At 32.7% G+C, this 19,505-nt stretch carries 16 protein-coding genes; 8 read left to right on the top strand and 8 right to left on the bottom strand.

Features of this window, described 5'->3' with window-relative positions; translation table 11 throughout:
- Positions 1–55 precede the first annotated feature (55 nt).
- Both KA830_RS09750 and KA830_RS09755 read right to left on the bottom strand, forming a co-directional pair.
- A complete protein-coding gene (locus KA830_RS09750; protein ID WP_070038833.1) occupies positions 56–772 on the bottom strand; it encodes a transglycosylase family protein in 717 nt (238 codons plus the stop codon).
- A 568-nt stretch (positions 773–1,340) separates the two neighbouring features.
- Positions 1,341–2,051: a transglycosylase family protein gene (locus KA830_RS09755; protein ID WP_210123910.1), complete on the bottom strand. Its 711-nt coding sequence runs from the start codon at positions 2,049–2,051 to the stop codon at positions 1,341–1,343.
- Positions 2,052–2,492: 441 nt separating this feature from the next.
- On the opposite strand from KA830_RS09755, the gene KA830_RS09760 reads away from it, so the two are divergent.
- Positions 2,493–3,161 carry an RluA family pseudouridine synthase gene (locus KA830_RS09760; protein ID WP_064209903.1) on the top strand — a complete coding sequence of 223 codons (669 nt, stop codon included), beginning with the start codon at positions 2,493–2,495 and terminating at the stop codon, positions 3,159–3,161.
- Between the two features lie 129 nt (positions 3,162–3,290).
- Here KA830_RS09760 and KA830_RS09765 read toward each other — a convergent pair whose 3' ends face one another.
- Positions 3,291–3,953, bottom strand: coding sequence for a transglycosylase family protein (locus KA830_RS09765; protein ID WP_064209904.1), 663 nt, complete (start codon positions 3,951–3,953; stop codon positions 3,291–3,293).
- Positions 3,954–4,338: 385 nt separating this feature from the next.
- Complete coding sequence (locus KA830_RS09770) at positions 4,339–4,845, bottom strand: YfiT family bacillithiol transferase (protein ID WP_204179803.1); 507 nt, start codon at positions 4,843–4,845, stop codon at positions 4,339–4,341.
- Positions 4,846–5,142: 297 nt separating this feature from the next.
- Here KA830_RS09770 and KA830_RS09775 point away from each other — a divergent pair, with 297 nt between their 5' ends.
- A complete protein-coding gene (locus tag KA830_RS09775) occupies positions 5,143–6,669 on the top strand; it encodes an SLC13 family permease (protein WP_210123093.1) in 1,527 nt (508 codons plus the stop codon).
- 131 nt (positions 6,670–6,800) lie between these two features.
- On the opposite strand, the gene fadH is transcribed toward KA830_RS09775, so the two are convergent.
- Complete coding sequence (fadH, locus tag KA830_RS09780) at positions 6,801–7,565, bottom strand: 2,4-dienoyl-CoA reductase (protein ID WP_046206934.1); 765 nt, start codon at positions 7,563–7,565, stop codon at positions 6,801–6,803.
- Between the two features lie 517 nt (positions 7,566–8,082).
- Between fadH and lqo the strand changes: the two genes are divergently transcribed.
- From lqo to KA830_RS09805, 5 genes are all read left to right on the top strand, one after another.
- Complete coding sequence (lqo, locus tag KA830_RS09785; RefSeq protein ID WP_204179804.1) at positions 8,083–9,573, top strand: L-lactate dehydrogenase (quinone); 1,491 nt, start codon at positions 8,083–8,085, stop codon at positions 9,571–9,573.
- A gap of 227 nt (positions 9,574–9,800) precedes the next feature.
- On the top strand, positions 9,801–9,902 hold the full coding sequence (locus tag KA830_RS09790; protein WP_064499651.1) for an SE2200 family small protein: 102 nt from the start codon (positions 9,801–9,803) through the stop codon (positions 9,900–9,902).
- Between the two features lie 187 nt (positions 9,903–10,089).
- Entirely contained in the window at positions 10,090–10,566 is a 477-nt protein-coding gene (gene tnpA / locus KA830_RS09795) for an IS200/IS605 family transposase (protein WP_204179805.1), read from the top strand.
- 399 nt (positions 10,567–10,965) lie between these two features.
- Positions 10,966–11,610 (top strand): DUF2975 domain-containing protein, encoded by a 645-nt coding sequence (locus KA830_RS09800; protein WP_064209908.1) that lies wholly within the window; start codon positions 10,966–10,968, stop codon positions 11,608–11,610.
- A gap of 12 nt (positions 11,611–11,622) precedes the next feature.
- The gene (locus tag KA830_RS09805) at positions 11,623–11,832 is read left to right on the top strand and encodes a helix-turn-helix domain-containing protein (protein ID WP_046206931.1); all 210 of its coding nucleotides are present in this window, start codon (positions 11,623–11,625) and stop codon (positions 11,830–11,832) included.
- Between the two features lie 223 nt (positions 11,833–12,055).
- Here the strand turns inward: KA830_RS09805 and KA830_RS09810 are convergent, their stop codons facing one another.
- The 3 genes from KA830_RS09810 to melB form a co-directional block, all read right to left on the bottom strand.
- Positions 12,056–13,765 carry an ABC-ATPase domain-containing protein gene (locus KA830_RS09810; RefSeq protein ID WP_046206930.1) on the bottom strand — a complete coding sequence of 570 codons (1,710 nt, stop codon included), beginning with the start codon at positions 13,763–13,765 and terminating at the stop codon, positions 12,056–12,058.
- A gap of 182 nt (positions 13,766–13,947) precedes the next feature.
- Positions 13,948–16,926 (bottom strand): glycoside hydrolase family 2 TIM barrel-domain containing protein, encoded by a 2,979-nt coding sequence (locus KA830_RS09815; RefSeq protein ID WP_204179806.1) that lies wholly within the window; start codon positions 16,924–16,926, stop codon positions 13,948–13,950.
- A 13-nt stretch (positions 16,927–16,939) separates the two neighbouring features.
- Positions 16,940–18,331 (bottom strand): melibiose:sodium transporter MelB, encoded by a 1,392-nt coding sequence (gene melB, locus KA830_RS09820; protein WP_046206928.1) that lies wholly within the window; start codon positions 18,329–18,331, stop codon positions 16,940–16,942.
- Between the two features lie 180 nt (positions 18,332–18,511).
- Here melB and KA830_RS09825 point away from each other — a divergent pair, with 180 nt between their 5' ends.
- Complete coding sequence (locus KA830_RS09825; RefSeq protein ID WP_210134214.1) at positions 18,512–19,342, top strand: AraC family transcriptional regulator; 831 nt, start codon at positions 18,512–18,514, stop codon at positions 19,340–19,342.
- The last annotated feature ends 163 nt before the right edge of the window (positions 19,343–19,505 follow it).

Consider the following 19,505-nt stretch of genomic DNA (forward strand, 5'->3'; position numbering starts at 1 on the left):
TATAAAAGAACCTAGGGACTGATGATACAATATTTCAAAATTAAATATTATTTTATTATGCAGTAACCCACTGTGAAGCACCTTCAGATTCATATAAATCCATTGCTGCTTGGTCTTGTACTGATTCTGGTGCTTCCGTTGGTGATACACCTTTATATTCATCTGGTGCTACTGAATCCCATGTACTTTGTAGGAATTGATATTTACCTGCTGCACCTGAAGATGGATTAACTGCTTTTAAGTCGCCACCTGATTCACGTTGCGCGATTTGTTTCAAGTGATCGTTCACGTCTACAGATGAACCACTTGATGCTTCACTTGAACTACCTGTTGATTGTTGTGATGAAGCTGCTTCTTGTTGTGGTTGTTGCGTTTGCTCAGTTTGAGGTGCTTGCTCTTGTGCTGGTTGTTCTGATGAATCTTGTTGTGGTTGTGTTTGGTCTTGAGTTTGCGGTGCTTGTTCTTGTTGTCCTGCATTAGTTGTTGATTGTGTTGATGCATCGCTTGATCCGTTTGAACCTTCACCATAGCTCCATGACCAATTTGTGCCATCAGATTCAAAGTTATAATTTAAATTATCTTGATTAAAGTTATAGTTATAAGCACCTTCATGTACTGGCTTAGCATTTAATTGTTCAGGGTTGTTTTGTGCTTGTTGAGCTAGTTGTGCTTGATCGATACCTTGTTCAGACGCATCTGCTGAATTTCCTGCTGCAATTCCTGTTACGCCAAGTCCTACTGCTAACGTTGAAGCTAATACTGTTTTTTTCATTATTAATAAATCCTCCCAAGAGATAATACTTTTAAATTTGCTTTTTAAATTTGTGTTTCGTTTTTTGCAAAATTACTTTTATCAAATTTGCTAGTTCCCACTGTAACATCTAGAAAAAGCTTGTGGGTTACAGTGAAGTTAAAAAAACATCTAGATTTTTTACGTCCTAATGACATAAAAGTTAAATATTACACTCATCAAAAAACCTTAGAACGCCATCATCATCGTTTTAGGGTTAGTTATATTTTCAATTTTATTGTAATGATGTTGTAATAAAAGCACTTTTTATTCTATTATTGCAAGATTTAGTTCATTAATTAATAAGTCAGCAGTTTTAAATTAAGTATTATTTTTAGTATATTATTTAAATATCTTTTTTAAAATTAACTTTTCTATTAATTTTCTACAATTAATTCTATAACTTTCGAAAATATATGTCTTTCCCTCAATGTAAAAAGGACTAATCCATGTTGTTGCTAACGGATTAGTCCTTTATTTTTAGCATGAGCTTTATATGTCACTCACTCTATACATTTATATTCATATTTTAAAATTGCATATTATCTTATTATGCAGTAACCCATTGTGAAGCACCTTCAGATTCATATAAATCCATTGCTGCTTGATCTTGTACTGATTCTGGTGCTTCTGTTGGTGATTGACCTTTATATTCATCTGGCGCTACTGAATCCCATGTACTTTGTAAGAATTGATATTTACCTGCTGCACCTGAAGATGGATTAACTGCTTTTAAGTCGCCACCTGATTCACGTTGCGCGATTTGTTTCAAGTGATCGTTTACTTCTACTGATGAACCACTTGATGCTTCACTTGAATTATCTGTTGATTGTTGTGATGAAGCTGCTTCTTGTTGTGGTTGTTGCGTTTGCTCAGTTTGAGGTGCTTGCTCTTGTGCTGGTTGTTCTGATGAAGCTTGTTGTGGTTGGTCTTGAGTTTGCGGTGCTTGTTCTTGTTGTCCTACATTAGTTGTTGATTGTGTTGATGCATCGCTTGATCCGTTTGAACCTTCACCATAGCTCCATGACCAATATGTGCCATCAGATTCAAAGTTATAATTTAAATTATCTTGATTAAAGTTATAGTTATAAGCACCTTCATGTACTGGCTTAGCATTTAATTGTTCAGGGTTGTTTTGTGCTTGTTGAGCTAGTTGTGCTTGATCGATACCTTGTTCAGACGCATCTGCTGAATTTCCTGCTGCGATCCCTGTTACGCCGAGTCCTACTGCTAACGTTGAAGCTAATACTGTTTTTTTCATTATTAATAAATCCTCCTAAGAGATAATACTTTTAAATTTGTGTTTAAATTTGTGTTTTCGATTTTGCAAAATTACTTTTATCAAATTTGCTAGTTCCCACTGTAACATCTAGAAAAAGCTTGTGGGTTACAGTGAAGTTAAAAAATATCTAGAATTTTTACGCCTCAATTACATTGATCACGTACCTCAATTCCATTCAAAAAACCAACACATCAATCAGGAACTATTATTCTACTTTTACAAATATGTAATGACAATGTAATTAGTGTGAAAATAATATTCACTTTCACCTTAATAAATAATTACTTTTTATGATTTTTAGATATAAGGAAGATTGAATTTATATCTAACTACTGATAATATCTTAATTTGGTTTAATTTTAATAATTTTATTTTAAAATTTACGAAAACTAATAATGTATATTATGTTGGAGGAATTAAATGTTCGACAATATTCTTTATGAAGATAACCATTTATTAATGGTAGAGAAACCTATCAATGTTCCTGTACAAGAAGATAACTCAAGAGATCAAGATTTGTTGTCTATTTTAAAAAATTACATAAAAGTCCAATACAATAAACCAGGAAATGTATATCTTGGTCTCGTACATCGCCTTGATCGGCCTGTTGGAGGCGCAATCGTATTCGCTAAAACATCCAAAGCGGCCTCTAGGTTATCTAATGAACTTAGAAAACAAAAATTATATAGAACATATCTAGCGATTATTCACGGTGTACCTTCAAAAAAAGAAGGTGAACTTCGTGATTATTTATGGAAAGATAGAAATAAAAACATTGTATATGTGGTTAATTCCAAGAAAAAAGAAGCTAAAGAGGCAATTTTGAATTATAAAGTTATCAAAACCATTAATCGTAAAACTTTGGTTCAAATCCAATTAAAAACAGGTCGTTCACATCAGATTAGAGTTCAATTCGCAAATCAAAACTTACCCTTATACGGAGATCAAAAATACGGCCAAAAATTTAATAAACCCGGTCAACAAATCGCACTTTGGGCATATAAACTCAGTGTCAAACATCCAACTAAAGATGAAATTATTTCTGTAACTTCTACTCCAAATGAAGGTGTTTGGAATGACTTTTTATAACTTTATGCTTAAATACACGTAACTTTATCCAATTGTTAAATAAAAAAGCTATGAAAGCTTCTCTACTGAAAGATGCTTTCATAGCTTTTATTAGTATTTTTTGATTTTAATTAAGAATTATAATTCAGATTATGCAGTAACCCATTGTGAAGCGCCAACTTCATTGTAAAGTTTTACAGCTGCAGCATCTTGTACTGATTCTGGTGCTTCTGTTGGAGATACACCTTTATATTGTGCTGGTGCTACTGAATCCCAAGTGCTTTGTAAGAATTGGTATTTACCTGCTGCACCTGAAGATGGGTTAACAGCTTTTAAGTCGCCGCCTGATTCACGTTGCGCGATTGCTTGTAAATGTGAATTAACGTTTACTGAAGAACCACTTGAAGCTTCATTTGAGCTTGATGATTGAGTTGAAGCTTTCGTAGTTGCTTCTTGTTGAGGTTGTTGTGTTTGTTCAGTTTGTGGTGCAGTTTGTTGAGCTGGTTGCTCAGTTTGTGCTTGTTGTGGTTGTTCTACAGTTGAAGCGTTAGCGCTTGAACCTTCACCATAACTCCATGACCAAGTTTGTCCATTTGATTCAAAGTTATAGTTTAAACCATTATAATTAAAGTTATAGCTATATGAACCTTCTTGTACTGGTGATGCATTTAATTGTTCTGGGTTAGATTGTGCTAAGTTTGCTAATTCTGCTTTGTCAATACCTTGTTCAGCCGCGTCAGCTGAATTTCCTGCTGCAAATCCTGTTACACCTAATCCTACTGCTAATGTTGAAGCTAATACTGTTTTTTTCATTTTTGAGTAAATCCTCCTACAAGTTTGTTTTTATATTTTTAAGAATTAATTTTATCTGTGATATTGAAACCAATTGTTATTTTTGAAAAATCCAATGCTGTTTCAACCAATTTCCAGTAAATACTATAACATCCATAAAAACCTTGTAGGTTACAGCGAAATTAAAAAAATCCTGTGCATTTTACATAATAATTACATTAAATCGAATATAAATTCGAAGATAATTTGTAAAAAAACCTATTCCTAAAGTATATAAACTAATTTTCAAACTAATTTTTCTGTAACACAATTGTAATTAGTGTGACAACTATCGTAGTTAGTTTGTTATTTATACATGAAAAAAACCGTTCAATGATTAAAATTGAACGGTCTCAACATATATTTATTATGATAATGCAATTTTAATATGCGCTAAATGATGTTCTTCATGCCAAGCTAATTTAGCAACTTTAGTAGCAACAGATATTTCTCCGCTTCCTCTTAATGTAAATGTACGATTCAAATCATTTTCTGTTAAATGATTACCAATTGCTATAATACGTTCATTTATACCTTCTAACATTTTAAGGGAACATTCTATAGGAAGTTGACTATCAGCAAGTTTAGCCCACTCATCTTGAATAAAAGGATCAACAACTGGATTCGTATCTGTTAATGCCAATTTTAAGCGTTGAAACATATTTAATTGAGAATCTGCTATATGATGAACAAGTTGTCGTACATTCCAACTTTTCTCCCGATATTGTTTGTTTAACGCTTCTTCATTTAAATGATCTACAGTTTGTCTTAATCTATATGCATACGTCTCAATTTCACTAAGCCACCGTTGGATATCTTTTAGTGTCACATAATCTGGTACTTCTAATTCACCAATTGGAAATCTAACATCCATATTAATCACCTTTTTTATTTATTAAATGTTTAATGGCATTCTTATATTTTCCATTAGTATTGCTATTACCTATTTATTATTAATTAAACTTGCAAACGATTTAATGTCGCAGTGTTGAACGCCTCTCCCATATTCATATCAAAAGTATCTTCTCATAATTACTATAAAATTTTTAAAATTAACGATTTATCATATACATAATTAGTAACTTTTTATGAACTTTCTTAAATTATAATGATACAACTTAATAAAATTTGTAATATTATTGTGAAAGATATAACAAGGGAGTGGAAATATATGCGCAAAGATTCATCTACTAAATCTACATCTCATTTTAAACCGTTTTGGTTACTCACAAGCATCACTGTCTTAATCGCTTTGTTGTTATTGCCTACACCAGAAAGTTTACCGCTTATGGCTAAAAGCGCATTAGCAATATTATTATTTGCAGTCATATTATGGGTTACTGAAGCAGTGACTTATCCAGTTTCTGCGGTCATGATTGTTGGACTCATTATTTTATTGATAGGGTTCAGTCCAGTACAAAATTTATCTGAATCACTAGGGCATCCTCAGTCAAATGGTGAAATATTGAAGGGAAATTCACTTTTCGGAACAGGTAATGCTTTAAAACTTGCTTTTAGTGGGTTTTCTACGAGTGCATTAGCTTTAGTTGCGGCTGCTCTTTTTTTAGCAACCGCAATGCAAATCACACAACTTCATAAAAGGCTTGCACTCATTGTACTATCTGTAGCAGGCAATAAGACAAGTCGCATCGTCATAGGTACAATATTAGTAGCAATATTTTTAGCATTCTTCGTTCCATCAGCAACTGCACGAGCAGGTGCTGTGATTCCTATATTATTAGGAATGATTACAGCATTCGGTGTTGCTAAACAAAGTAAATTAGCTGGACTTTTAGTTATCACAGCTGTACAAGCAGTTTCTATTTGGAATATTGGTATAAAAACTGCAGCTGCACAAAACATTGTCGCAATTAACTTTATAAATGATCAATTAAATACTGATATATCATGGGGGCAGTGGTTATTATATGCAGGACCTTGGTCTGTATTGATGTCAATTGCGCTTTATTTTATCATGCTTAAAGTGATGCCTCCTGAAGAAAAAGAACTTTCAGGCGGTAAATCTTTAATTCAACAACAGTTAAAAGCGATGGGGCCCGTAACTTCTAAAGAGTGCCGTCTTATTGGAATATCTATCATTTTATTAATACTTTGGTCTACCGAAAAAATATTACATCCTATTGATTCATCTTCAATCATTTTATTAGCACTGGCTGTCATGCTAACTCCTAAAATTGGCGTCATGTCTTGGAAAGAAGCTGAAAGTCGTATACCTTGGGGAACTATTATTGTTTTTGGCGTTGGTATATCTTTAGGAAATGTACTTTTAAAAACAACAGCTGCGCAATGGTTGAGTGATCAAACGTTTGGCATCATGGGTTTAAATCATTATCCTCTTGTAGTAACCATTGCATTAATTGCACTTTTCAATATTTTAATACATTTAGGTTTTGCAAGTGCAACAAGTTTAGCATCAGCGTTAATTCCTGTATTTATTTCACTAACCACTACCTTGGATTTAGGCAATCAGTCTGTGGGATTTGTGCTTATACAACAATTCGTTATCAGCTTTGGTTTCTTACTACCTGTAAGCTCACCACAATCAATGTTGGCCTATGGCACAGAAACATTTACTGTTAAAGATTTTTTAAAAACAGGGATTCCTATAACGGTTATTGGTTATTTACTTATGATTTTATTTAGCGCCACTTATTGGCATTGGCTCGGTTTAATTTAATGTGAAAATTATCCTTATCCATAACAAAATCGACTTGCTAAAAAACTATTATCATCAATAACAGGCTGTAACAATTAGTGTGTCACAGCCTGTTATTATTTCTATTATCTTCATAAAGTTACGCTATGATGTTAAAATGCGTTTTGGTTAAGCCATTGACCACCATCCATTGTCATACAAGCACCATTAATGTAATTTGCCTCTTCAGAAAATAAAAACTTAGCTAATCCTGCAATTTCTTCTGGTTGGCCCATGCGTCCTAAAGGCACACTGTCCAATGTTTGTTGACGTGCGTCTTCCGATAAACTAAGTTTTCCAGAGCCTCCTGTATGATCTATAGGGCCTGGCGCAATTGCATTTACGGTAATGCCATACTTTGAACCCCACTCTACAGCGAGCGTTCTGGTCATGGCTAACACACCCGCTTTTGCACTAGCAGAGTGTACAACACCTGGCCCTGAACGCCATGCATAAGTTGCCACCATATTGATAATACGTCCACGATGTCCTTGTTCAATCCATTTTTTTCCAACAGCTTGTGTACAATGCCAAGTTCCATTTAAGACAATATCTACGACAGAATTCCAACCATTAGTTGTTAGTTCTTCAGCAGCACATATAAAGTTACCAGCTGCGTTATTAACCAAACCATCTATTTTACCAAAAGTATTAATGGCTTCATCCACTGTATATTGTACGCGTTCCGTATCACGAACATCCATATCAACACATAAAATTTGTCCTTCTCGGTGTTCAATTTCCTTTTTCGTTGCTTCTAACCGTTCTAACGATCTACCTGTTATAACGACATTCGCACCTTCTTCAGCAAAACGTTTCGCCATTGCTTTTCCCATACCACTACTTCCACCAGTAACCATTATCACTTTATCTTTCATATAGAGTCTCCTTTATCAATTAAATTAGTAAGCGCTTACATTTTATTAATCAGTATAACAAAGTTTTGCCAATTTTTCTCATTAAAAGATAACCCGCAATTATTGAGAGACATCATTTTATATCTATGTTTCATATGAAACATTTTGCTTATTTAATTGTTATGTATTTAATAAGTGGTTGATAAAAACAATTGCTTAAATATAAATTCACACGTCTAAATTTTTACTTCTATACCCTTTATAATTAATTAAGACATATATAATTGAAATTTATAGATACTATAATGTAATATTACTATGTAGCAGTTATTGTCACTTATTTTAATGATTTATACTTGAAATATAGGGTAAATTATTATAAGTATGGTCACATATTCCAAATAGGAATGTGTTATATGATTAATATGTATTTTCACATGTGTGAATCGCGTAATATAATAGTAAATAAAGACATAAGATGAGTGACAATGTATGACAATTTGTTACTGATGTTATTAAGAATGAAAGGTGAGGAACTATGGCTAAAACTGAGTCAAAAGACGTCATTCTTATTGGCGCCGGTGTATTAAGTACTACTTTTGGTTCTATGCTTAATGAACTTGAACCAAATTGGAACATTAAATTATACGAACGTTTAGATCGTCCTGGTGACGAAAGCTCAAACGAACGTCATAACGCAGGTACAGGACATGCTGCACTTTGTGAATTGAACTATACAGTGCAACAACCTGATGGTTCAATTGATATTGAAAAAGCAAAAGAGATTAATGAGCAGTTTGAAATCTCTAAACAATTCTGGGGCTATTTAGTTAAAAATAACTATATCGAAAACCCTAGAGAATTCATTCATCCTTTACCACACATTAGTTTCGTAAGAGGTAAAAATAACGTTAAGTTTTTAAAAGACCGTTATGAAGCAATGAAAAACTTCCCTATGTTCGATAATATCGAATATACTGAAGATATCGAAGAGATGAGAAAATGGATTCCATTAATGATGCAAGGTCATAGCGCAAACGACATTATGGCTGCCAGCAAAATTAATGAAGGTACTGACGTAAACTTTGGTGAATTAACTCGTAAAATGGCGAGAAACCTTGAAAAAAGCCCACAAGTAGAAGTTCAATACCATCATGAAGTACTTGATTTCAATCAACGTAACGATGGTAAATGGGAAGTTCAAATCCGCAATGTAAATACTGGTGAAACACAAACACAATTAGTTGATTATGTATTTATCGGTGCTGGCGGTGCTGCTATTCCATTACTACAAAAAACAGGCATCCCTGAAAGTAAACATTTAGGTGGATTCCCTATTACAGGCCAATTCTTAACATGTACAAATCCAAATGTGATTGAAGAACATGATGCCAAAGTGTATGGTAAAGAACCACCAGGCACACCACCAATGACTGTGCCACATTTAGACACACGTTTCATTAATGGTCAAAAAACATTATTATTTGGACCGTTTGCAAGTATTGGTCCTAAATTCTTAAAATATGGTTCAAACTTAGATTTATTTAAATCTGTTAAACCAAGTAACATCACAACATTATTATCAGCGGCAGCGAAAAACTTACCGCTACTTAAATATTCATTTGACCAAATTTTAATGACAAAAGAAGGTTGCATGAACCACTTACGTACTTTCTATCCAGAAGCACGCGATGAAGATTGGCAATTATATACTGCCGGCAAACGTGTTCAAGTGATTAAAGATACTGAAGAATATGGTAAAGGCTTCATCCAATTCGGAACAGAAGTTGTAAACTCAGAAGACCATTCTGTCATTGCATTACTTGGTGAATCACCAGGAGCATCAACTTCTGTATCTGTAGCATTAGAAGTATTAGAGAAAAACTTCTCTGAATACAAAAATGATTGGGAACCTAAAATCCAAAAAATGATTCCTTCTTATGGCAAATCATTAATTGAAGATGTTGATTTAATGAGAAAAACACGTCAACAAACTTCAAAAGATCTTGAATTAAATTATTACGAATAAATTTTTGATTGCTTAAGTGTAAAAACTAAAATGAACTGAGATTAAGATTGTGTGAAACACCTATTTATGAACCTACAACCGTATATTATTTTCTGCTCGCATCTTAAGAGATGTGTCTCGATATATTTTATCGTTACTGAATGCCTGTTGGTTCCTTAATCTTTGTTGTTCATTGGTATTTTTAAAAATACTTTGTTATCAATGATTCACTTAAAGGAGCGAAATGTATGAAAAAATTATTAGTAGTTGTGGCTATAGGCGCATTAGCATTTGTAGGCCTTAAACGTTACCAACAACATGTAAACAAAGCACCAAACATTGAATATTAATAAATGACAAAAGCCATCATAGGTAAGACTTACCTATGATGGCTTTTTGTTTTTATTGGATAAAAAAACCATACGCTATGCGTATGGTGCAGTATGGTTATACCGTTGTATTAAAAATTGCATCTCTACGTGCTAAAATAATATTTGGTCAGCCAACCAAAATAAACAACACGAGGAGATGCAACTTATGTCATCAGACACAAATAGTTTAGCACATACAAAATGGAATTGTAAGTATCACATTGTCTTCGCTCCTAAATATAGAAGACAAATTATATACGGAAAAATAAAGAAAGATATTGGAATAATATTGCGACAGCTGTGTGAAAGAAAAGGCGTAGAAATTATTGAAGCTGAAGCATGTAAAGATCACATTCATATGTTAGTTAGTATTCCACCCAAATTAAGCGTTTCGCAATTTGTAGGATATTTAAAAGGAAAGAGTAGTTTGTTGATTTTTGATAGACATGCACATTTAAAATATAGATATGGTAACAGAAAATTTTGGTGTAAAGGTTTTTACGTTGATACAGTTGGAAGAAATAAAAAAGTTATAGAAAATTATATTCGTAATCAATTACAAGAGGATATCGTTGCGGAGCAATTAACACTTGTTGAATATATAGCTCCTTTTACTGGCGAAGAAACTAAGAAGAAAAAATAAAACAACCCTTTTAAGGGTTGCTGGGAAAGTAGTACATATGGCTGATCTTCTCAGAGCCCTTATCAGGGCTGGTCAGTAACAAAGGCTTATAGCCGAAGAACAAACCACCCGTTATACGGGTGGTTTTGATTATATAACACGCAAGTATAAAGCGTTGATCATCCTGAGATATTTATACTTATATCTCTTTGTATAAACTGTTGTATTAATGGCTGCACTATATCTCCATTTACTCAACCCACTCATGTTCATTGTATAATAGCATTATTATATTTCCTTTTTGTATTATCTAATGATTCAATTCGTCCTCCGATTATTTTATCGTTATTCGATAAAAAAGTATTGATTATCGATATATTTAAGTTATAATGAAATTAATCAATTAAAAGGAGCGTCAATATGTCTACAATTAAAAGCAAACGTTTTAATATTTTAATCAAAACACTAACTATTTTAGCAACCATCGCTTTAGTTTTAACTTCTCTTAGTATATTACCAATTATTATCGCAATTATAGCATTGTTAATCATTCCTTCTTCATTTATTAACACCCAATTAGACAAAGCCAATAAACCTTTTTGGGTTGATTCATTAGGACTAAAATCACATGATATTACCAAGCATGACCTAAATAGTATTACTTTTCCTAAACCATCTGTTATATTAATACTATTATTAATAATTGTATTAATTGCAATTTATATTCTGGTTATTGCCTATGTCAGAAAATGGCTTAAAAATGTTAGCAAAGGACAAGTTTTTACAAATAAAAACGCAAGCATCATAATTTTAATTTCTTACTGCTTTATTGGATTGGGTGTATTTGAAGCATTTTTTGAATTGGCAAATAATTTTATGATTTATAATTTTTTAGGACAAAATGCTAAATTGTATGCACTAATGGACAAAGATATCGAAACCTTTGCAGATTTCTTTTTTAATTTTAATTTCACACTTATTTTAGCGGGTATCGTTATTTGGATTATAGGAAATGTTTTTAAATATGGTGCATTCTTACAAGATGAGTTTGATTATACCGTTTAGGAGATTATATAAATGATTGTAGTTAGATTAGATCGAATATTAGCAGACAGAAAAATGAAACTCAGTGAATTAGCTAATGAAATTGATATTACTGTAGCAAATTTATCAAATTTGAAAACAGGCAAAGCAAAGGCGATACGTTTTTCAACATTAGATGCCATATGTAAAGCACTTGATTGTCAGCCTGCAGATATTATAGAATACACAGAATCTGAAGATTAAATCTTCATCTTTACTAATAACTTTTCTAGTTCAACAACGCTACATTAAAATTCATAGACTAGCTTATATTTATCATAGCTATACTTTTGCCGTAACTCCTGCTTAGTGGTTAGGCTCACGCTTGTGTTAGCTCAGACTAACCGGATGTCTAAAAATTTATTTAAATAGAAAACAGGAGTGGAACAAAGTAATACGTAAGTTCCACTCCCGTTTTTTGTATGTTTTAATATGTTTTAATATTCAAACCTCTATAGCGATTGAGTGCGCCACAGAATTCTTGTTTTCTCGGCAATGCAAGATTACCAGGGTGTCCTTGATGCGGTGAAATAATATCTAACCCTTTATCACTAATCAAATTAAAAATTTTATCAGCTGCTTGTGATATCGTATCTTGTTCATTTAACAAATGACTTTGATAATAATCTATCATGGTAGCTATACAGTTCGTTTGGCTAGCATCAACAAGTTGTTCTAATCCCGAAATATTTATTCGTTCTTTACCGTATAAAATTGTCTGCATGCCTTTTACTTTAAAACGTTGATCTTTGCCTTTATGTGAAAAACTAGATTTCAATGGTATTCTTTGCGAAATTTTTCCAAAGTGGCATTGTGATGCTTCATCTTTCAAGTGACTATCTTCACTAGCAATTGCTTTCGCTTTATGAGTGACGTCTTTTAATACATATTCATCCATCATTAATACTTGATCAGCCACTTCAAAGTAATCGCCAGAACCTCCTACGATGAGAATTGTTGAAACATGATAATCTTGGTATAAAGACTTTACTTTCATAGCAAAAGGTGTGATTGGTTCTTTTTCGGGTGCGATTAATTTTTGCATTCTCCCGTCTCTAATCATAAAATTTGTTGCAGATGTATCTTCATCTATTAATAATAACGACGTTTGAGATTCTAAGGCTTCCATAACATTTGCTGCTTGTGATGTACTACCGCTCGCATTTTCAGTAGAAAATTGAGTAGTATCTTTTTTACCTGGTAAATTATTTATAAATGGTTCAATATTTACTTTTTCGATACTTCTTCCATCTTCCGCACGGATTTTCATCGCATCTTCACAGGTAATAATAAGTTCACGTCCATCACCCGGAATATGGTGATATACACCACGCTCTAAAGCTTCTAGTAGTGTTGATTTACCGTGGAATCCACCACCAACAATGAGCGTAATCCCCTTCGGAATACCCATACCACTAACTGTCTTTCCACTAGGTAAATTCAATTGAATTTCAAATTCCTGTGGACTTTGGAATGTTACAGCACCAGCTAAAGGCATATCAGACACACCACTTTTTCTAGGCAATATAGAACCATTCGCAACAAATGCAACTAAATTTTGTCGTGACAGTGCCTCGCGTATAAATACCTGATCTATCATCGTAGTCACTTGATCATTTAATGCAGTTCTATTGATATGTTTATACATTAATGATTTTTCTACTATTTCAGGTAATAAATCTATAAAAATATGATGAGCAACTTTTCCTAAAATTTTTCTTCCTGCTGCTGGTAAACCTACCTCAAAGCGAACCTCAATTTCACTTTGATTAATCACTACAGAAGTACGTTGTAATATTTCTTGGCCACAGCGATCTATAAAAATATCAGGTCTCTTTTTAGAGGTTTTATCAGCTTTAAGTACATCACTAATACGCTTACTAAATGACCTTGCTAAAAAATCAGATACAGCAATCTTTTTATCTTCTGAATCTAATAATTCATCTGGTATATTGGCAATATGACGCTGCATTTTAGCACGCACTTTAGATGGTGGTGCGTAAGGATCTGCTTGTATATGATCTATAATTAAGTGAAATTTATCAAAAGCATATTCACCTTTAAGTCGTTTATATGCACCATATTTTTGTCCGTCTAATGATTTTAATAACTTCCCGAATTCCAATGTATTTTTCAAACGGAACACTCCTTCAAAATAGGTTAATACTCTTTTATTTCATACCCAAACTCCCGAACCTGTGAAACTCACTCTAATAATAAATGTTAGTTCCCTGATAAAAAGACCAAATTCCAACGAAAAGAGCCCACAAAAAGTTAGTTTTTAATCACTACTTTTTGTGGACGTTTTTAAAAATTTAATTATTCAAAATTTAACTTAAATTGAAATTGGATATGCTTGTCGTTTAATTGGTACATTTCACTTAATTCTGGTCCACAACTATTGGATCCTATACCACTTTGACCATAATCGATATATATATAAGTCTCTTCTTCTACTAATTGATCTTCATGCATCGTGTGTGTAAGTTGTTCCAATGAGTAATGTGTCGTATTAAAACTGAATGGTTGATCACTGGTTACTGTAATTTGATGTTCATCATTAGAAACCTTCGCATATGTGGTCCCATTATGACTACCTGATTCTTGTGGCTTAATATGATTACCACCATTTTGTGTGACTGTTGTATCGAAGTAGTCTAAATACGTTGCTACACCTTTATCAGAATAACTACTGAATGGGCCATTGCCATAGTATTTCACCACTTCAAATGTATGTGGTAATGTTATCTCCAAGCCAAATCTAGGCAGAAACGGCCCTGCAATATCTTTTTCCAAATCATATGTTATATTTATTGAACCATCGCTTTGAACAGTCCACGTCATTTCTCCTTGTAAAATAGGAGGAACCACATCATGAACAATCACTATTTCGAAATTAATACTGACTGCAGTGTTATTTTCTTCAACTTTATAATTTTGTACACGTGTATAAGCTTCCGCATAACCCATATATTCCCAATCTTTTCTAACATTAATATCGTTATCTATAGGTGCACGCCAAATCTTATTTTTTGTAGGATGATTGACTATGGTATGGCCTTCGTAAACAACAGAAATCAAACTACCATTTTCTTTATTAAAGGTATAAGCATAACCGTTTGCTAACACTATTAGAGAATGACTATTTTCTTTATAACTGACTGGCCCTTCCTGTACGTCTAATTCGTGTTGGTTAGTAGATTGACGTTGGTAGACGATTTGATCTTGTCCTAATTCAAAATTAATGTAACGTAAAGGCTCTTCATTTTTCAATTTATAGCGTAATAGTATATCGCTTAATTCAGCTATTTTAATATGATTGCTTAAATCTATATCTTGTGTACTATGTGGTTCAAAATTATCAACCGTAATATCAAACGATGTTTTATCACCGTTTAAAAATGTTGCTGTCGCTTCGATAGTTAAATAATTTTCTACATGACTGAAATCTAGTTGATTACGTAATTTTAATATACCGTTCGCTTCTTCTATTACTCTAACAGGTCTGTGTTCATGTTTAAATTCATAGTAACCTTCATGTGGTGTACGATCAGGGGAAACGATGCCATCCACACAGAAATTCCCATCATGAAGTTCTTCTCCAAAGTCCCCACCATATCTAAAAATAGGCTTACCATTTTGTTGACCAACTTGAATACCATGGTCACACCATTCCCATACAAAACCACCAATAAAACTATCATATTGTTCCACTAGCATTTGATATGCATGTAAATCACCTGGTGAATTTCCCATAGCATGTGCATATTCACAAAGTATAAATGGTTTATCTAAATCAGGGTCTGTAAGATACTTTTGTTCAACTTCTTCTGGTGATGCATACATTCTACTTATCATTTCCACATTGGATAAATCATATGATTTTGATTTATCTCTATGGAATGTTCCCTCATAATGAATAGGACGTGTGTCATCTAATGTTTTTACTCGTGACATAGCTGTTACAATATTCACACCAAATCCTGACTCGTTTCCCATAGACCAGGTAACAATAGAGCTGTAATTTTTAAATGGAATGATGGACGCTTCAATACGTTCTACAATTGGTTTTTCATATTGCGGATTATCTGTAATAAGATTAAAATAATCTGTATTTTCTTCGCCATAAAGCCTCACTACACCATGCGTTTCTAAATCTGCTTCACTCATTACATAAAATCCATATTGATCAGCAAGTTCATAAAACAAAGGCGACTTAGGATAATGTGCTGTACGAATAGCGTTAAAGTTACCTTGCTTCATTAGTGTTAAATCTTTCATAAATTGTGCTTCACTCATTACATATCCTGTTTGAGGATCGCTATCATGATAATTGGTTCCACGAAATTTAATTGATTGACCATTGATATAAAACTGATTATCTTGTATACGTATTTCTCTAATTCCTACTTTTTGAGTAATTACCTCTGATTTCGTAGTAAGCGTAATAGTATAAAGTGTTGGTTTTTCTGTTGACCACAATTGTGGTGTTTCAATTATAAAACGATGGCGGTTTGAAATTTCCGCTTCCTGCAACAACGCACCATCAGGACCATATAATTGTGCCTGTACACTATCCAAGCCCTGTTTATCTTCTAATTTTACGTCGACTATCCCTTGGTTTTGCAATTCATTAACACGTGTTTCAATTCTAAAATCATTAATTCGTGATTTCGCACGTTTTAAAATATAAACATCTCTGAAAATACCTGAATGGCGAAACATGTCTTGATCTTCAAAATAAGTACCATCCGAATATTTTAAAACAAGTACTTGAATCGTATTAGTTCCTGAATGTACATAGCTAGTGATATCAAATTCAGAAATTGAATGTGATATCTGACTATAACCAACAAATTGATTATTAATCCATAGATAAAAGGCACTATCGACACCTTCAAAATTCAAATGATAATCACTTTTTTCGTCGTATTCAGTCACTTCAAATGAACGGATATAACGTCCACAGGGATTAGATTTGGGTACATACGGTGGATCAAATGGAATTGGATATTGTGTGTTTAAATATTGTATTTGGTCATATCCATGTATATTCCAAACTGATGGTACTGGAATGATCTGTGACTTATCTATTTCAAGACTACTTAAGTAATCTTCTATTGAATTAAAATATTTAAAATACCAGTTTCCATTTAATAATGTGACATTATTAGTCTGATATCGCGTTTCTAGGTGGTAAGCAGACTCCTTTAGTTGATAAGGAATATAAAATGCACGTCGTGGCAAAGTGTTTACATGTTGAATATCTATATTTTCGTGAAATTGTTGTTCTAACATAAAAAGTTCCCCCTTATTTACTCATACGTTCTCTATGCTCTTTTTGACGTTTGTATTGTAGTGTTTTTTCAATATCTGTTAAAAAATCACCTTTTAAATGGAAGGCTTTATGATATAAAAATGCTGCTAAGATGACGAAAATAATTGGCAACACAATAATAAGTATGCGTAATCCATTGATGGTTAGTGCTGTTTGTTCTTCATTGGGTGTGTAGCCAAATATTGATAAACCTACACCTACAATTAATGCAGCTACTGCTTGTGAAGTTTTCGTTAAAAATGTGTTCGTAGAAGTAATAACACTTTCGTTACGTTGGCCAAATTTCACTTCTCCGTAATCAATAACATCTGCCAAAGATACTGTTGTAATACCAATCATAAATCCAGAACCAATGCGTAATAACCCTGCTCCCACAATAACGGTAATAACACTTTGTGGTACGATAAAACCTGAAATCAAAATAAATAGTAAGCCTATGATTATAAGTGATATTGCTGTATTAAAAGCCTTTGTTCTACCTACCCACTTGATAAAACGTGGCAAAGTAAGTAAACCAATCATCTCGCAAAGAATCATTGCATTAAAAATAGCAAATAAATGTTCTGCATTAACTACATATTTAAAGTAATAAATGATTGAGCCATTCAGCGTTTGTAAGCAAAGGTTAAAGGTCAGTAATACTCCCATAATTGCTAAGAGCTCTTTATTTTTAAATAAAATTCTACCAATATCTTTAAATTGTACTTTAATGCCTGTTTGTTGTTCCATTTCTTTATCTTCAGGTACTTTCCATACAGTGACACCTATTGTAAAAATAAAAACCATACTGCAAATAACCGCAAAAACAAAAATACCTACTGAATCACTACCTTTACCAAAAATATCCCCTAGTTTATGTATAAAAAATAAACCAAATGTACCTACTGTAAAGGCAGCTAAACTTGCAAAAAATCTCGGTATTACTGATACTTCTTCACGTTCTCTTGGATTATGTGTTAAATTTGGAAGCCAAGACCAATACGGAATATCCATCATCGTATAAGTCATACCCCAAGCAATATAGATAATCGATACATAGATATACATTGCCGTTTGTGGTAAATCTAAATTTGTGAATAATAAAATCGTTACAATTGCATTTATGATTGTCCCAATCACTAACCAAGTTTTAAATTTACCAAAGTTATTTCTTGTATTATCAACGATGACACCCATGATAGGATCATTAATCGCATCCCAAATTCGTGCAACAAATAACATTACACCGACAAACGCTGGACTCAAACCAACAATATCAGTAATGTAAAACATTAAAAATACGCCAACAATATTAAATATGGCATCCTTTCCAATAGCACCGAATCCAAATGAAAATTTTTGTATACCGGTCAAATGTCTGTCCATTTTCTTCACCTCTGAATTTATACAATTTAAAGCGCTTTCATAATTGTTACTACTATTTTATCAACAGCGTATACCAACTATGAATAGCATAATGATGACGATATATGGCAAAATGTTGCATTTCATAATTAAATTGTGTTTATATAAATTAAAGATTATTTATTTTAAGAGGTATGTTGGATGCAAATATTATGGAAAAAATTTCAAAAAAAGCATATTGATGCTAATTTAATAGAATGTGGTATTGAAATTGGTGTACCAAATGTTGGCTATAGATATACAGTAATAAGGGACGCTGTTTTGCATATTGTGACGAATGGAGAGGGCGTATTTGTATATAATGGTAAAGCACATACTTTAAAAGAAGGTGACATGTTTTTATTAGAGAAAGGTATGGATGTAGAATATAAACCTTCTTTTTCTAACCCATGGACGTATTACTGGATTGGCATAAGCGGAAAACAGATTTTAGATTACTTACAACGTTGCTACATTGTAGATCAACATGTTATTACAAATAAAGAAACATCTAGCATAAGACATATTATTCAACAAATATGCGACTTTTCTAAATCCATTGAAACAAATAATTCCAAAGATATTTTAATTATGCAGCACTTATATAGTTTAGTTTATCAATTACAAGAACAATTTCCTAAAGCATTTTCTGTTAATGTTGATATCATTAATGTAGATATTCAAAGAGCGGTTGCTTACATCAACTCAAACTATCAAAAAGACATTATGATTGTAGATGTAGCAAATCACGTCAATGTGACACGAAGTCATCTATTTAGACTATTCAAGAAAAACTTAAATTGTTCTCCAAAAGCATATTTAACTTATATCCGAATGTATCATGCTTCTCAATTATTAATCCATAGTAATACTTTAATAAATGAAATAGCACTTCAAGTTGGTTATAAAGACCCGCTTCTATTTTCTAAAACTTTTACAAAACATTTTAAAGTTAGCGCTACTGAATATCGTAACCAATTTTCTAACAGATAAATCTTAGCTCAACCACAAAAATGATCACTTTAACACATTCATTTCAACAGAAAAGCACAGCCACATATCGATGAAATAACTGATCACATATTTTTATTCCACGTTTTATAAATTCAACCATTACCTATTAAAAAAGCTCTAAAACGATTCATTAAAAATCGTT

The organism is Staphylococcus sp. GDY8P119P, assembly GCF_017892075.1.
In the GTDB taxonomy this organism is placed as follows: Bacteria; Bacillota; Bacilli; order Staphylococcales; family Staphylococcaceae; genus Staphylococcus; species Staphylococcus ureilyticus.

Excerpts from the sequence above, each read along its gene's own strand:
- KA830_RS09750 (WP_070038833.1), bottom strand. The coding sequence starts at position 772 with ATGAAAAAAACAGTATTAGCTTCAACGTTAGCAGTAGGACTTGGCGTA.
- KA830_RS09755 (WP_210123910.1), bottom strand. The coding sequence starts at position 2,051 with ATGAAAAAAACAGTATTAGCTTCAACGTTAGCAGTAGGACTCGGCGTA.
- KA830_RS09760 (WP_064209903.1), top strand. The coding sequence starts at position 2,493 with ATGTTCGACAATATTCTTTATGAAGATAACCATTTATTAATGGTAGAG.
- KA830_RS09765 (WP_064209904.1), bottom strand. The coding sequence starts at position 3,953 with ATGAAAAAAACAGTATTAGCTTCAACATTAGCAGTAGGATTAGGTGTA.
- KA830_RS09770 (WP_204179803.1), bottom strand. The coding sequence starts at position 4,845 with ATGGATGTTAGATTTCCAATTGGTGAATTAGAAGTACCAGATTATGTG.
- KA830_RS09775 (WP_210123093.1), top strand. The coding sequence starts at position 5,143 with ATGCGCAAAGATTCATCTACTAAATCTACATCTCATTTTAAACCGTTT.
- fadH (WP_046206934.1), bottom strand. The coding sequence starts at position 7,565 with ATGAAAGATAAAGTGATAATGGTTACTGGTGGAAGTAGTGGTATGGGA.
- lqo (WP_204179804.1), top strand. The coding sequence starts at position 8,083 with ATGGCTAAAACTGAGTCAAAAGACGTCATTCTTATTGGCGCCGGTGTA.
- KA830_RS09790 (WP_064499651.1), top strand. The coding sequence starts at position 9,801 with ATGAAAAAATTATTAGTAGTTGTGGCTATAGGCGCATTAGCATTTGTA.
- tnpA (WP_204179805.1), top strand. The coding sequence starts at position 10,090 with ATGTCATCAGACACAAATAGTTTAGCACATACAAAATGGAATTGTAAG.
- KA830_RS09800 (WP_064209908.1), top strand. The coding sequence starts at position 10,966 with ATGTCTACAATTAAAAGCAAACGTTTTAATATTTTAATCAAAACACTA.
- KA830_RS09805 (WP_046206931.1), top strand. The coding sequence starts at position 11,623 with ATGATTGTAGTTAGATTAGATCGAATATTAGCAGACAGAAAAATGAAA.
- KA830_RS09815 (WP_204179806.1), bottom strand. The coding sequence starts at position 16,926 with ATGTTAGAACAACAATTTCACGAAAATATAGATATTCAACATGTAAAC.
- melB (WP_046206928.1), bottom strand. The coding sequence starts at position 18,331 with ATGGACAGACATTTGACCGGTATACAAAAATTTTCATTTGGATTCGGT.
- KA830_RS09825 (WP_210134214.1), top strand. The coding sequence starts at position 18,512 with ATGCAAATATTATGGAAAAAATTTCAAAAAAAGCATATTGATGCTAAT.